The following is a 14,364-nucleotide window of genomic DNA, read 5'->3' as shown; positions in this document are numbered from 1 at the left end:
GTTTATGGCTTCAGACATAATTCCCTGCCAAAACACAAAGAAACTGGACGACAATATCGTCCAGCTTCTAACAACCATCCTTGTTCTACCGGTTTACTTTTTTGATATAGAGCCGCATCCCTTGGACTAGTGTATGGTCATAACGAACCTAATGACCAGTGGGATCGACTGCATAGATCTCATTTCTTTCCAAGAACTTGATCAGATCCGGGTCACGCTGCAACAAATAGGCTCGGACGGCATGCTCGACCTGTGTATGTAACGGCAGATTGACAGCCATTTCATCTACGAATACAGTTACCTGACTCATAGTCGTGATTCCCCCTTCTAATCGGAAAGATGAGTGACCGCTACTCCCCATTATGGACCTTTCGGTGTGTCTTGCTTGGAACAAAATATCAGGTTCGTCCTCGTTTTTGTTATTCCAGCTTCCCTAATTTCATTTATATGTATTTTACACCTATATGTTTTTTGTCTATCCGCAGAACTTGCAGAGCGGCGCGCTGGCCGGATTGCACAGCTCCTTCCATGTACAGTCGCCACTCAGTGGCCGTCTCTGTTCCTGCCCAATGAATCGGCCCGGCAGATTGAGTAAGGGCTGCCCCGAATTGAGCGATGATCCCAGGCGAAAAACGTGCAGCAAAACCATCTCCAATAAATGGATCTTTCAACCAATTTTTCCATAAATCGCAAGATGGGTTCTCGCTTGTGGGCTAAACAATTCCACGAGGTCATTGATAACTTTATTGCGACGGGCTACAAGGTCCATTGCAGACAGTTTCCGGCCAAATTTTCCACCTGAAAATGCCGTTAATATACCAATTTTTGTATCTGGAGGCGTACTGTCAATCGTGTATCGAATCAAGCCCTGGTCGTAGTAGGAAATTCCGTTTAGACCTTCTGCCCGCCAAAAGGGCTTTTCATAAATTACATTAAATTTAATCACTATAGATTGCGGGAGCCTTTGTGTCAATTGAGCACGCGATGCAAGAAGCGGCGGATCGTATCCGATGCGATCCGCTAGTATGAGAGGAACCGCAACAATGACATGTTTTGTTTTCCAAACCCCTGTATTATCTGCTCCGTCAGTATTGACAACAATTCGTTTCACAGGTGTGTTCAATTTCACTTTTTCTCCCAACCTCTCAGCCATGCGGCGAGGGATGGAGTGGGCGCCATCGATAAACCATTCTTCTTCTCCATGCAGGACATTCTCCAACGAACCGGCTGTCTTGATGCACCATAGCATATCCAACAGAGAAATCTCATCCAAGTCGACACAAGCCATGGCTTCCGCCCACAAACGATAGAAATTTCGCGCTGATTGGGTAAGCAAGGCTTCTTCAGTCCATCTATCGATCGTGAACTGGTCCAAATTGTGGGCCAGAGCGGAGTTCCAAGGCTCCTCTTGCGGCAGCCGCCCCACCCACTGATCAATCTTATTTTTCGCCTGAATGAGATCGACAACAGCTTTAAATGAGAGGGGAGGAATTTCTTTTAACGTGATTTTTGGCTTTCCATTCAAATGATAGATCGTTCTGCCAGATCGATACGTCGGGGCAGTCTTGAGTCCGAATTGTTTTGCATAGGCATGCATTCTTTGATGATGGGAACAAATCCACTGCGCACCCAAATCAACAGTAACTCCCAGTTCGGTCGTAACACTTTGAATCCGGCCACCTACCTGATCACGGGCTTCCAAAACAACGAAATTGTGATTGTGTCTATTAATTTCCCACGCTGCGGTTAATCCCGCAATCCCTGCTCCAACGACAACTACATCAACTTTGTCTTTTCCAACCATGGTTTATTCCTCCCAGAGATAGATCGGAAAACACTCGGACCGATTATTTGGTGTTTTTGACAAGATATTCTCGCAACTGCTGTTCAATCACTCGGTACTCCACGTATGGAGCGTCTGTTTTGCTATATAAAAGCATGAAACATTGGTCTTCTGAATAATCGGGGTGGACCTCCCGAATCATTCGAAATAACCTTTGCCTTCCCTCTTCACTTAAAAGCACATGCTTTTTTGCCATTCAAATTCCCCGCCTTGCCACATTGAGAATCCATCCGGGCTTCTGGTAGGATTCCCATCAGTTGAACTAAAAGAAGCCCCAAACGGAAGGGCTTCTTCTTCATACAATATATTCTGAATAAGGTGAAAAAATCCTTCCGGTCCGGCACCCCGTCAAAGAGATCCCCGATCTTAGCTTGCGGTCATTAGACATTCGCTTCGTACACATATGTGTCCGGATGCTGTCCGGTGATGAACGGGCTCGGTTCCCCGAACGCGTAGATATGCAAGAGGTGCATCGCCCTGGTACACGCGGTGTAGAACAGCTTTCGTTCGTTCTCATGGACGTATTGCTCCTTGGAGACGTTGTAGATTATGACGGCGTCGAATTCCACACCTTTTGCAAGATCCGCGGGGATGACGAGAGTCCCTTTCTCGAACGCTGACGTGTGCTTCGTGATCAATCGCACCGGCTGTTTTACGTTTAGCGCTTCATAGGCCTCAGCGCTTTCACTAGCCGTTTTGCAGATGACCGCAATCGATTCATAGCCGTCCGCTCGAAGCTCTTCGATGTCGGCGGCGATCCTCTCGTTTAAATCGTCGCGATCCGCCACAACAGTTACCTTTGGCTTCTCGCCTCTCCGATTAAACGGCTCGATTGCTCCCCCCCGGAACCATTCCGCGTGTAAACTCTACGATTTCGCGGATTGAGCGGTAGCTCCGTGTTAAGCGAATCAGTTCAGTCTGTTTCGGTCCGTACAGTTCACCGATCGGTTCCAATTCGTTTAAAACTGAAGCATGAGCGAAGATCGACTGGTTCAGGTCACCGAGTGCCGTCATTCTACAGCGCGGGAAAAGCCGCTTTAGAAACTCCAGTTGGAACGGCGAATAGTCCTGCGCTTCGTCCACAATGACGTGGCGGACTGAATTATTGGTTTCAAACCCCTGCACCAGTTCCCGCAGGTACAAAAAGGGCGTCGCATCTTCATAGGAAATCTCCGACCGTTCCAGCTTCTCAATTGTCTGTCGGCAGATCTCCGGCCAATACTCGGGAATACCCGCCTCCCCTGCAATGCGGGCAAACAGTTGTTGATCCGAAAACAACTGCTTGTATAATGCCGTCACATCAACGAAACGGAGCCGTTTGATTCGTTTACGCAACGGCTTCAGCCGTTCGGCCACGACCATCCGGTCAAGGATTTCCTGCTCTTTTTCGAAGTCATCGAATGTAACGCCCTTGCCCTTTTGCATACTGCGCAACCGCGTGTAGGCACGCTGGTAGTCTTCCGGATCGAGCAGATTGACCTCCTCCTCGACCCATGCCTCATGCCGTTCTGTTTCCTCGAAAGCTGCAAGCTCCTCCAATAACCAATCCCGTAATAGAACGATGCGATTAAGCAAACGGATTGCCGGATCGAATGCATAGAATCGTTCTTTGATCCTGCTCGATGGGATAATCTCACGTCCTCGGAACTTGACCGACTTAAAGATCATTCCCTCTTGCTCGAGCACGTCCTTATAGGTATGAATCGCCTTTAGATAATCGGCTGACGACTTGTAGCGGATTCCGCTGAGTCTTGCCGCATAGCCAGGGGCATTTGCGGACGTCAGAACGTATTCGATCTGGGTGAACGGATCCTCCAGCTCAAATTCCCTCCCAAGCCGGTGCTCCAAATATTCCTGGAAAGTTGTCTGCTGCATGTTCTCTTCGCCAAGCTCGGGGAGAACCGTTGAGACATAGCTGTTGAAAAGCGGATTTGGCGAGAACAGCACCATCTGGTCAGCCTGGAGTGTTTCCCGATATTTGTACAGCAGATAGGCAACCCTCTGCAGTGCGGCCGAAGTTTTGCCGCTTCCCGCTGCACCCTGGACGATCAGCATACGGCTGCGGTCGTTGCGGATGATCTGGTTCTGTTCCTTCTAGATTGTCGCCACGATGCTCCTCATCTGTGCGTCGGAACTGCGGCTCAGCACCTGCTGAAGCAGCTCGTCACCGATCGTGACGCCGGTATCAAACATCAGACGAATCCTCCCATCGCGGATCACATACTGCCGCTTTAATGACAGCGTACCCGAAATTCTTCCGCCGGGTGTCTCATACTCAGCCGGTCCAGGCGGGTAGTCGTAGTATAGACTGGATACCGGGGCCCGCCAGTCGTATACCAGAAAAGTATCGTTGTCCTCGTCCAGAAAAGAGGCAATACCCAGGTAGATTCGCTCAGCTTCTCGTGCACCGTCTTCCGTAAAATCGATTCGGCCGAAATAGGGTGTCTGAATCAATCGAGTCAGTTTGTTGAGCTCTTCAACGGAGTGGCGGTGTCTGCGTTCTCTCTCGGAGAGCACTTCTGCCTGCTGTTTCATGCTGAAATACGTCTCCGTGACATCGTCCGGGTTGCTCAAATTCACGGTCACATCGTCCCAGAAATGTTTTCGGATGGCTACGACGTCCATTTTAACCTTTCCGATTTCCCCCTCCAGCCGTTCGATCCGTTTTCCGATTTTCCCGGTGACCATATTCACGCGTTGCTGCTCTACACGCCAATCATTTTCCGTAATGCTCACAAAATTGCCCCCCTGTCCTGTATATAACGATGGAATAAACTCATAAAATAAGTACATGTTTGACACACAAAATAAATTTGTGATATAATATAATAGGGATATTGTTTGTGTAACTGAATGCTGTTGATGCCGCACCATTAGTCATTGTACCAACCGCAACTCCTGAAATCAAGAAGGACGTCGAAAGACGTTTTTTTTATCGTAATGGAAAGTATATCTTTTTTTGGCCTAAAAGTTCGATTTCATTGGACGTTGCTGCTGCCTCCCCGTTTGAAGAATAACGGATTTTCGATCCGGTATTTCACTATCCGACGGCTGGATTTTGAAAATAAAGGATTCGCAGGTACTTATTCGACACTTTTTATACCTCTTTGGCGCTCAAGCGGCGGAATAAGAGCTTAAAAACTGTTATTTCAAAAATCACTACCAAAAATGTCATAATAAATACCTGAAAGTCCGCTATTTCCCGCGGACGAGTCATTTTCCCAAACAACCGACCGAGACTCCGGAACTGGGTCCGACCCAGTAACAGGTCCAATAGAATGCCGCCTTCGGCAGCTTTTTTAATGAATAAAAAATCCTCCAATTAGCGGAGGATTGCTGCTGCTTGAACAAGCCCATTTAACCACTGAATGACATCCCGGTAAACTTCTTCTTTGTTAATTTCGTTTAACATTTCGTGCCTACCGTCTTTGTAAAACCTCTACGTAATATTCTTGATGCCTGCTTTTTCGAAGTTGCGGTACGTTTTCAGGAGGCAATCACGAGACCTCCCCTTCTTCCAAATTCATGTTTACTTTCTCCTTCCCCTCATTCGGGATGCGAATTTGGTTCCCCCTTTTGCTTCATCATGTGAATGCCCGCAAGAAAGGTATCGATCAGCAAACGAAAGCTCACATCAAGGTTGAGCGGAAGTCCGAATCCCCCTATCTGCTCGAGCGAAGCGAAGCCATGCAATATGCTGCGCAGTCCGCGCGTGGCATGAAGTGCCGCTTCGTTTTCCAGGCCGTAAGCATTCAGCACGCGGACTGCCAGATCGACGATTTTGCTTCCCGCTCGTTGAATGTCGGGATCCCGCGGATCAGGGGCTCTAAGGGTTGCTTCGTACAGTCCGGGATGGGCTCGTACAAATGCCACATATTCTTCACCCAGGGCTCGCACCGCATCATCACCGGATCGCCCGATGGCCGCTCGTGTCAAGACGTTGTGAAGCTGTTCGAGACCGTGGATGGCCAGCTTTTTTCGTAATCCCTGCAATCCGTCGACATGGTTGTACAGCGAAGGGGAACGAATCTTGAGTTTTTTGGCCAATGAGGCCAATGTCACTTCATCGATACCATGTGTATCGGCAATTTCCGTGGCGGCTTTTAAAATGGTATTCATCTCAAGCCCCATTCTCGGAGACATGTTAGCTCCTCCCTTGCTGTTGGGTGTGTTCAAGATTCTGTTCCGCTTCCGCAATGACCCTATCAATAGCATCTCCCGGTTGTTTCAGCATTCGTCCATGCCCCGTTGCAAGTAATGATGGATGGTACCCTTGCAGCTTGCGGGCACTCTCCAGCGCCACCTGCTTATTCCATGTCGCCATTGCGGGGAATGGAAACCACGGCCGAATTTGTCCCGCTACCGCAATACCGCCCCTTGTTTGAACCGCGTCACCGGCAATTAAAGCTTTGTTGCGGGTGTCGAGAAATGCAAACGAGCCTGGCGTATGTCCCGGTGCAGCCACAGCCAGCAGCGAACCGATCTGATCTCCCTCTTGAAGCAGCACGTCCGGCCGCGTCTTAAGTTTTTTGGGGACTCCGCCACGTATTGGGGTATTCGGTTCGTTCGAGTCCAGCGTGCGGTCTCCGGCCATTAACCGGGCATCCCTGCTGGAAATATGGACAGGGACATCAGGCAGAACTTGTTTAAGGGCATCGAGTGCCCCTACATGATCGCCATGGGCATGGGTTAGAATGATTCGGGTAATCGGTTTTCCGATTCTGCTTGCCGCCTGGAGAATTCCCTTCGAGCTGTAGGGCAGCGCAGCATCTACGAGAGTCAAACCTTCGTCTTCCTCCACCAAATAACAATTGACGGGAAAAAAACGCGGCAGAAACGCCAATTGGTAAACGGTCTTTTCGCGAATGAGTTGCAATGGGAAAATCCCCTCCCCCCAAAACTAATCATGTTAGTTTTATTATAACTAACGTTATTAGTTTTTCAAGCCTGATTTTTCCTTTCCGCCTATTAGTCGTAATTTTCTGCCTCCATTAACAAAAGGTTCGATTTTTCTCCGAGAAATCAGGTGCTCGTTACTTGTTTTGTAACAATTTAGCCTAGATACTGTAACAATTTTGTGGGTAGAGGTGTGTTATGATTTCATACAGAATCAAACAGTTCTCTGCCGCCGATTAACACTTTACTTATGAATTTGGCAGCAGATCACATACCAAATGAAATTGAAATTGTGAATTTTTTCACAAAATTAATTATCTATTTAAAGGGGTAGAGAGGATGAAAAAGTGGTTGATTTCCCTTTTGGCAATGTCATCCGCATTGCTAAGTGGATGCCAAACGAACATGGTAGTCTTTGAACCACAAGGGCCTGTAGCAAGAAGTATTATGGAACTGATTAACTGGTCATTATTATGGATGTTATTGGTGGTTGTAGTTGTATTGACTCTCTTTGGCTATATCGTCTGGAAATACAGAGAAAAGAAAGAAAACATGAACTATGAGCCCCCGGAGGAGCATGGCAGCACAACATTGGAAATCATTTGGACAGCGATCCCAATCTTAATTGTAACTGCATTGACGGTGCCAACTGTGAAAACTCTTTACGCTTTGGAAAATGTACCGGCTGGGTATGAGAGTAAAAAGCCGATCACAATTCATGTGACTTCAGCTGATTGGAAGTGGATTTTCAGTTATCCGGAACAAGGGATTGAAACTGTCAACTACGTGAATATTCCTGAGGATACACCAATTGATTTTAAGCTTACATCCGCGGGTACAATGCAATCCTTCTGGATACCCGCATTGGGCGGACAAAAGTATGCGATGAATAAGATGGAAACACAGTTGTACCTGGTTGCAGATAATCCTGGTTCCTATTTTGGAAGAAACACAAACTTCAATGGTAAAGGCTATGCTGAAATGGAGTTTGAAGTTCAGGTTAAAACAGAGAAAGACTTTGATGAATGGGTAAGTGAGGCAAAAAGTTCAGCTCCGAAACTGACTGAGCAGCAATATGAAGAATTGTTGAAGCCGACTCACTTAGGTCGTTTAACCTACTCTAACACACACTTGGCGTGGGTTGATCACTCTAAACCGGATTCTAAGTCATATACGAACCCTGAGCTGTACAGAGGTCACGGATACCCAGGTAAAATCTTCGAAGAAGAAGATAACTATAGAAGTCCAGATGCACAGAAAGATGCAGTACAGAATTTAGAGAACAAAGACGCACATCGGGGTGACACGCATGGGCATTAATTTGAAAGAGATGTTTTATTTTAATGATCCGTTGATTATTGGTTCTCAAATTGCAATCGTTTTAACGACAATTGGTATTGTCGCCGGAATCACCTATTTAAAAAAATGGAAGTGGCTCTGGACTGAGTGGCTGACCACTGTTGACCATAAAAAAATCGGTGTGATGTATATCATCTCGGGTGTTCTGATGTTCTTCCGCGGTGGTATGGACGGCCTTTTAATGAAAGCACAGACAGCCCGACCTGAGATGGGATTCTTGGATGCCCAGCACTATAATGAGATCTTTACAACCCACGGGGTTATCATGATCTTGTTTATGGCAATGCCGATGTTAATCGGTTTAATGAACGTAGCTGTCCCTCTCCAAATCGGTGCAAGAGACGTTGCGTTTCCACAATTGAATGCGTTAAGTTTTTGGTTGTTCTTTGCCGGGGCGATGCTCTTTAACATCTCGTTTGTAGTTGGTGGTTCTCCGGATGCGGGTTGGACGTATTATTTTCCGCTGGCCGGTAAAGAGTTTACACCGGGAATCGGTAATAACTATTACGCAGTTGCTTTACAGATTGCCGGTATCGGTACTCTCATGACAGGTATCAACTTTATCGTAACGATCTTGAAGATGAGAACAAAAGGCATGACTCTTATGCGTATGCCAATGTTCACGTGGACTACTTTTGTAACTTGTGTCATTATTGTCGCAGCATTTCCAATTTTAACCGTGGCTTTAGCAATGGCAACGTTTGACCGTCTCTATGGCACCCATTTCTTTACAGTTTCCAGCGGTGGTATGGATATGCTTTGGGCCAACCTCTTCTGGTTATGGGGGCATCCTGAAGTATATATCGTTGCTCTTCCTGCCTTTGGTATATTCTCAGAAGTTATTGCAACGTTCTCCCGAAAGACGTTATACGGCTATAAGTCAATGGTTTACTCGATTGTCGGTATCGCAGTTTTAAGTATGGTGGTCTGGGTTCACCATTTCTATACAATGGGAGCAGGTCCAGCAGTAAACTCGATTTTCTCAATCACCACGATGATGATTGCCGTACCAACCGGTGTTAAGATGTTTAACTGGTTGTTCACGATGAGAAAAGGCCGTATCAAGATGACTTCAGCAATGCTTTGGGCATTGGCATTCGTGCCTTGCTTCTTAATCGGTGGAGTGACTGGTGTAATGCTAGCGATGGGTGCAGCCGACTTCCAATACCACAATACTCTGTTCCTGGTCGCACACTTCCACTATGTACTCATTCCTGGCGTAGTGTTTGCGGTGTTTGCAGGTCTCTACTACTGGTGGCCAAAGATGTTCGGGCATATGCTTAATGAAAGACTTGGCAAATGGCACTTCTGGTTGTTTGTAATCGGGTTTAACTTGACATTTTTCCCAATGTTCTTCCTTGGTTTAAAAGGTGCAATCAGACGTTCCTATACGTTCTCTGCCGCATCAGGTTTTTCAGAACTGTTCTTGCTTTCAGCTGTCGGCGCGCTGATTCTTGCAGCAGGCTTTGCGGTATTCTGCTACAACATCTACTGGAGCGTTCGATATGCAGACAGAAACATCTCCAGCGACCCATGGGATGCAAGAACACTTGAATGGGCAACTGCTTCACCGGTTCAATATTATAACTTTGCTTACCTTCCAGAAGTGAAAACGTTAGATGCCTTCTGGTATATGAAGAAAAACAACATTGGAATCAAGCTCGATGAAAACCAAATTGAAGAAATTCACATGCCAAGCAACTCAGGGCTTCCATTTGTAATGTGTGCAGTATTTGGTATCGTTGGCTTCTTCCTCGTATTTGAATGGCATTTGGCTGCCGCGATCGCATCAATTGGTATTTTTGCAGGATTGATTGCACGGTCCTTTGACTATGATCATGGCTACCATATTCACAAAGAAGAAATTCTTGCTACAGAACGTGCTTGGAGGCAAGCAGAGGGAGAGGTGAATACTCGTGTCGGCTAAAGTGAACACGTCTTTACCTTTGGAATATCAAACAGAACAAAACCGCTTAAACATACTTGGTTTTTGGATATTTTTAGGTGCTGAAATCGTACTGTTCTCTACACTGTTCAGCGGTTATGGTGTTCTCGGTGAACGATATGCGGGCGGGCCTGTCCTTAAAGACATCATGGTGTTTAAAGATGTCATGATCCAAACGCTTCTTCTCTTGGTAAGCAGCTTCACTTGTGGCATTGCAATTTTTGAAATGCGCCGCAACAATCTTAAAGGGTTGTTAGCTTGGTTAGTTATCACGTTCATCCTTGGTGCAGGTTTCCTTTACATGGAGATTAATGAATTTATGCATTATGTCCATGCAGGAGCCACTATGCAAACAAGTGCTGCATTCTCAAGCTTCTTCCTTCTTCTGGGAACGCATGGTTTACACGTTACAATGGGTATTGGCTGGGGGACTATGATCATCATCCAGCTTTTAAAGAAAGGTTTAATTCCGGAAACTGCTCGTAAAACGTTCATTATCGGACTCTATTGGCACTTTCTGGACGTAGTATGGATCTTCATTTATACCTATGTGTATCTGAAAGCGATGGTGTCCTAAGATGGAAAAGAAAGCAAATGGATTTCCAATGGGTCATGTCTACGGTCTCGTATTGTCACTGCTGCTTACATTTCTGGCAGCAGGAGTAGTGTTAAAAACGGCTCTGTCATTTCCAGCAGTAATGGCGATTATTGGAACGTTAGCGATTCTTCAAGCCGCTCTTCAACTCTTCATGTTTATGCATGTTACTGAGGGGGAAGACGGAAAAACGAATCTTATCAATATTGTGTATGGAGTAGTTTGTGCGGTCATCATTGTAGCAGGTTCGGTGTGGGTACTCACATCCGGACACGCACATTAACGAAAAGGAATAGAAACGACAAATATCAATCCGGCACTTTATTGCCGGATTCTTTTACTTATAGCTTACCTCCTTTTATTACAAAGAGCTTATTGCTCATTTGGAACTTGTTGTTTAGCTTATTGCCATTGGTTTGGGATCTGGAATTTTTTGCAGGTTTTATCGGTTTACGCGTATTGACCTCACCCATAAGTGAAACGAACATGCCAAATCCGAAAATCAGCATTGAAGAAACAATGAGGCCAAGCCCAATATGTAATAAATACGCGTGGATAGGATCGGTTATAAAAAAACTGCTTCCAAAGATGCTTCCTCCTACAATCAATCCAGCGATCGTAACCCTTTTTATATGTAAAAGTAATTTTATGTGTCTCTTGCTCACTGCAATCTCCCCCCGAAAAATAAAGTTATCATCGTTTCTGCACGTTCCAAAACAAATCCAGAACACAAACAAGTTTGCATCGAGTACTACCATGAATGAGAAAATTCGCATGATAACGCTATCAGGAAAGTGACTTTTGAGAATCAAAGCGTTAAGGGTTCCCAGGAACTCTGTTACGTATCACCTCGTTTCCATTATACGTTCACAAAATGTTCACAAATAAATTATAGCAACAATTCTGAATTATTTCCAGATGGTAAGGACTAGAAAACGAAACATGGTCAACATTGCATCAAGTTGCTTTTGCGGTGGGGTAAGTTGTTGGGCACCCTTAAGGTGCCCTTCTTTCGCTTTCCTTTAATAGTTTTTCAATTTCAGCTGATCCAAACTCTTAAATTCATATCCCTTTTGCCTCGCATCATCAATGATCTTCCCCAAAGCTTCTGCATTGTCCTTGGAAACCGAATGAAGCAAAATCACTGCACCGGGATGAAGTTGACCCATTACCTTCTCGTACGCATAAGTCCATCCCTTTTGGCGCCTGATATCCCAGTCTTTATAGGCGATCGACCAAAAAACATTGGTATATCCAAGTTCCTTACTCAAAGCAAGTGTCCGCTCACTAAAAATTCCTCTTGGTGTACGAAGAAAATGCATCTCTTTTTGCCCGGTGAGCTTCGCGACTTCCTGCTTGACTCTGTCCAATTCTTCTTTCAGTTTCTCGTTGGATATTCGGGTCACATCCGGGTGATTCCACGAGTGGTTGCCGATCAGATGACCTTCATCCACCATTCGTTTCAATAACTCAGGCTGATCTTTGATATATTGTCCCGTTACAAAGAAGATCGCTGGTACCTTTTTTTCCTTCAATATGTCCAGAATCTTTACGGTGTACCCGTTCTCATATCCATTGTCAAAGGTCAGATAAAGCTCTTTTTTCGAAGTATCCCCCAAAAAGATGGCACCATGCTTCTGCAAAGTCTCCTTAAATCCTTCTTGGTCAATTGAAGGAAGCTGTCCGTTCTTGCTTTTTTTAAAACCAAAATGATGAGCGGCATTCGAATCGGCTGCCATCGAATTTGCCGGCAGAGCAAAGCACAATAATGCGAAAATAAATATTGGAATGGCAAAACGTTTCACTCTTCTACTCGCTCCTTGGTGTTTTTGGTCTCCTTTGCCTTATGGCCACCAAGGGTAATATCCCACGAAGATCGAAAAGTTATTTTTGTTGCACAAAAAACGGCGCCAAGTGGCGCCGTTTTTCATGAGTCTCTACCTTGTTGCGGATAAGGCCTCCATTTGAACCCTCGGAGAGTTCAACATGTTTGTCCGACCACCAGATATTCCCTGCTCCAGAATGTTCTCGTTCCTAATTAGCGCTTTTATGTGGTATCCTCCTTACATAGAATAGTAGCTCGGAATTAGAGGCATGATTCTGAATAGAGTGAATGGAGGGAACGCTATGCCTATTAAAATACCCGATCATTTACCAGCGAGAGAAGTTCTGGAACGGGAAAATATTTTTGTGATGCAGGAAGACCGGGCGATTCACCAGGATATCCGCCCATTAAAAATATTGATTTTGAATCTGATGCCAAATAAGGAAGTCACTGAGGTTCAGCTGCTTCGGCTTCTCGGAAATACTCCGCTGCAGCTCGATATCAGCTTATTACGGATGCTGTCCCATGAATCAAAAAACACTTCAGAATCACATTTAACAAGCTTTTACAAAACGTTTGACGAGATCAAGCATCTCAATTATGACGGAATGATTATCACGGGTGCACCGGTGGAGCATTTGGAGTTTGAAGAGGTAACCTATTGGGAAGAACTGAAGGAGATTATGGAATGGACAAGAACCCATGTGACCTCTACGCTGCACATCTGTTGGGCGGCTCAAGCGGGTCTGTTTTATCATTATGGTGTCCCGAAATACCCGGTTGAGAAAAAAGTGTTCGGCATCTTCTCACATCGTGTGAATTGCAGCATCCCGCTTGTCCGGGGATTTGATGACCTTTTCTGGGCACCACACAGCCGACATACCGAAGTTAAACCGGAGGATATTCGAAAGGTGGAAGAACTTGAAATTATTTCCGAGTCGGATGAAGCTGGAGTCTACATTGTGGTTTCAAAAGACGGAAGGCAGATTTTTGTGACCGGTCATTCTGAATACGATCGTTATACTCTTCAAGAGGAGTACCAGCGGGATTTGGGGCGAGGGCTGGAAATCGAACTTCCCAAACACTATTTTCCGTCTGATGATCCTGACACGCCTCCTGTCTATAACTGGCGATCCCACGCCCATCTGCTCTTCTCCAACTTTTTAAATTACTACGTTTATCAAGTTACACCTTACGAATGGTAAAGAACACCCGGATTCGGGTGTTCTTTTTTTATTTTTGCATATCCCCCCAACTCTGTCCATATATTTTTATCGGTGAAATAGGAGTGGTGAAGATGGCTGGAGATCGAATTCTTGTGATCCTTATTATTGTCGGAATCATCGGGGAGGCAAAAATAGTTGCCATAGCCGCCAGTGTTTTGTTAATCATCAAACTGATGAAATTCCAGCGGTTTTTACCTACTTTGGAAAGACGCGGATTGGAACTTGGTTTGTTATTTTTGATGATTGCCATTTTAGTGCCGTTAGTGGACGGACAAGTTCAATCATTGGATCTTTTGGGGGCTTTGTCAACTGTTACGGGGATAGCTGCTTTATTGGGCGGAATCTTGGCTACATCTCTGAATGGCCCAGGTCTGACCATGCTCCGGATGGAACCCCAATTAATGGTTGGAATTATGTTAGGATCCATCATCGGAATTGTATTTTTAGACGGAATTCCGGTCGGGCCCTTGACAGCATCTGCAATTGTATTTGTGTTAATGAGGAGCTATCTTTGGATAAAAAGATAGTTTCCCTGAAATATTCATGGAATGACTCTGAATAGCTCATGAATCCAATAACATCAAAGGAGAATGGGCATATACGAAGTTCACTTAAAAAGTGAGTAAATCCATATGGAAAAAGAGCCTTATCTTTGGTAGTGTTAATGGCGACGAA

General features: G+C 45.5%; 13 protein-coding genes and 1 pseudogene. 6 read left to right on the top strand and 8 right to left on the bottom strand.

The features are described 5' to 3' along the window. Nucleotides 1-148: 148 nt before the first annotated feature. The 6 genes and pseudogenes from ACFO8Q_RS10540 to ACFO8Q_RS10515 form a co-directional block, all read right to left on the bottom strand. Nucleotides 149-310 carry a hypothetical protein gene (locus ACFO8Q_RS10540; RefSeq protein WP_380025736.1) on the bottom strand — a complete coding sequence of 54 codons (162 nt, stop codon included), beginning with the start codon at nucleotides 308-310 and terminating at the stop codon, nucleotides 149-151. A 133-nt stretch (nucleotides 311-443) separates the two neighbouring features. Continuing rightward, nucleotides 444-671, bottom strand: coding sequence for an FAD-dependent oxidoreductase (locus ACFO8Q_RS10535; protein ID WP_380025735.1), 228 nt, complete (start codon nucleotides 669-671; stop codon nucleotides 444-446). Beyond that, nucleotides 668-1,804, bottom strand: coding sequence for a flavin monoamine oxidase family protein (locus ACFO8Q_RS10530; RefSeq protein ID WP_380025734.1), 1,137 nt, complete (start codon nucleotides 1,802-1,804; stop codon nucleotides 668-670). Before ACFO8Q_RS10530 ends, ACFO8Q_RS10535 begins: the two co-directional genes overlap by 4 nt. A 419-nt stretch (nucleotides 1,805-2,223) precedes the next feature. Next, nucleotides 2,224-4,531, bottom strand: a pseudogene (gene helD, locus ACFO8Q_RS10525) (RNA polymerase recycling motor HelD). Between the two features lie 858 nt (nucleotides 4,532-5,389). After that, entirely contained in the window at nucleotides 5,390-5,986 is a 597-nt protein-coding gene (locus tag ACFO8Q_RS10520; RefSeq protein ID WP_380025733.1) for a TetR/AcrR family transcriptional regulator, read from the bottom strand. A 1-nt stretch (nucleotide 5,987) separates the two neighbouring features. Then, nucleotides 5,988-6,719 (bottom strand): MBL fold metallo-hydrolase, encoded by a 732-nt coding sequence (locus ACFO8Q_RS10515; protein ID WP_380025732.1) that lies wholly within the window; start codon nucleotides 6,717-6,719, stop codon nucleotides 5,988-5,990. 359 nt (nucleotides 6,720-7,078) lie between these two features. Here ACFO8Q_RS10515 and qoxA point away from each other — a divergent pair, with 359 nt between their 5' ends. The 4 genes from qoxA to qoxD are packed head-to-tail and all read left to right on the top strand — an operon-like array spanning nucleotide 7,079 to nucleotide 10,921. After that, nucleotides 7,079-8,059, top strand: a complete 981-nt coding sequence (qoxA, locus tag ACFO8Q_RS10510) for a cytochrome aa3 quinol oxidase subunit II (protein ID WP_380025731.1) — start codon at nucleotides 7,079-7,081, stop codon at nucleotides 8,057-8,059. Then, a complete protein-coding gene (gene qoxB / locus ACFO8Q_RS10505; protein WP_380025730.1) occupies nucleotides 8,049-10,025 on the top strand; it encodes a cytochrome aa3 quinol oxidase subunit I in 1,977 nt (658 codons plus the stop codon). Before qoxA ends, qoxB begins: the two co-directional genes overlap by 11 nt. Then, on the top strand, nucleotides 10,015-10,620 hold the full coding sequence (qoxC, locus tag ACFO8Q_RS10500) for a cytochrome aa3 quinol oxidase subunit III (RefSeq protein WP_380025729.1): 606 nt from the start codon (nucleotides 10,015-10,017) through the stop codon (nucleotides 10,618-10,620). Before qoxB ends, qoxC begins: the two co-directional genes overlap by 11 nt. A gap of 1 nt (nucleotide 10,621) precedes the next feature. Further along, nucleotides 10,622-10,921 (top strand): cytochrome aa3 quinol oxidase subunit IV, encoded by a 300-nt coding sequence (gene qoxD, locus ACFO8Q_RS10495; protein ID WP_380025728.1) that lies wholly within the window; start codon nucleotides 10,622-10,624, stop codon nucleotides 10,919-10,921. A 58-nt stretch (nucleotides 10,922-10,979) separates the two neighbouring features. Here the strand turns inward: qoxD and ACFO8Q_RS10490 are convergent, their stop codons facing one another. Next, nucleotides 10,980-11,303: a hypothetical protein gene (locus ACFO8Q_RS10490; protein WP_380025727.1), complete on the bottom strand. Its 324-nt coding sequence runs from the start codon at nucleotides 11,301-11,303 to the stop codon at nucleotides 10,980-10,982. A gap of 357 nt (nucleotides 11,304-11,660) precedes the next feature. Then, nucleotides 11,661-12,377, bottom strand: coding sequence for a delta-lactam-biosynthetic de-N-acetylase (pdaA, locus tag ACFO8Q_RS10485; protein WP_380025763.1), 717 nt, complete (start codon nucleotides 12,375-12,377; stop codon nucleotides 11,661-11,663). Nucleotides 12,378-12,765: 388 nt separating this feature from the next. On the opposite strand from pdaA, the gene metA reads away from it, so the two are divergent. After that, nucleotides 12,766-13,668 (top strand): homoserine O-acetyltransferase MetA, encoded by a 903-nt coding sequence (metA, locus tag ACFO8Q_RS10480; protein WP_380025726.1) that lies wholly within the window; start codon nucleotides 12,766-12,768, stop codon nucleotides 13,666-13,668. 92 nt (nucleotides 13,669-13,760) lie between these two features. Further along, a complete protein-coding gene (locus tag ACFO8Q_RS10475; RefSeq protein WP_380025725.1) occupies nucleotides 13,761-14,216 on the top strand; it encodes a DUF441 domain-containing protein in 456 nt (151 codons plus the stop codon). Nucleotides 14,217-14,364 lie beyond the last annotated feature (148 nt).

Source organism: Effusibacillus consociatus (genome assembly GCF_042652925.1).
In the GTDB taxonomy this organism is placed as follows: Bacteria; Bacillota; Bacilli; order Tumebacillales; family Effusibacillaceae; genus Effusibacillus; species Effusibacillus consociatus.
The sequence above is the reverse complement of the archived record's forward strand: the minus strand, read 5'-3'. Positions and strand labels throughout refer to the sequence as shown.

Excerpts from the sequence above, each read along its gene's own strand:
- ACFO8Q_RS10540 (WP_380025736.1), bottom strand. The coding sequence starts at position 310 with ATGAGTCAGGTAACTGTATTCGTAGATGAAATGGCTGTCAATCTGCCG.
- ACFO8Q_RS10530 (WP_380025734.1), bottom strand. The coding sequence starts at position 1,804 with ATGGTTGGAAAAGACAAAGTTGATGTAGTTGTCGTTGGAGCAGGGATT.
- ACFO8Q_RS10520 (WP_380025733.1), bottom strand. The coding sequence starts at position 5,986 with ATGTCTCCGAGAATGGGGCTTGAGATGAATACCATTTTAAAAGCCGCC.
- qoxA (WP_380025731.1), top strand. The coding sequence starts at position 7,079 with ATGAAAAAGTGGTTGATTTCCCTTTTGGCAATGTCATCCGCATTGCTA.
- qoxB (WP_380025730.1), top strand. The coding sequence starts at position 8,049 with ATGGGCATTAATTTGAAAGAGATGTTTTATTTTAATGATCCGTTGATT.
- qoxD (WP_380025728.1), top strand. The coding sequence starts at position 10,622 with ATGGAAAAGAAAGCAAATGGATTTCCAATGGGTCATGTCTACGGTCTC.
- pdaA (WP_380025763.1), bottom strand. The coding sequence starts at position 12,377 with ATGGCAGCCGATTCGAATGCCGCTCATCATTTTGGTTTTAAAAAAAGC.
- metA (WP_380025726.1), top strand. The coding sequence starts at position 12,766 with ATGCCTATTAAAATACCCGATCATTTACCAGCGAGAGAAGTTCTGGAA.
- ACFO8Q_RS10475 (WP_380025725.1), top strand. The coding sequence starts at position 13,761 with ATGGCTGGAGATCGAATTCTTGTGATCCTTATTATTGTCGGAATCATC.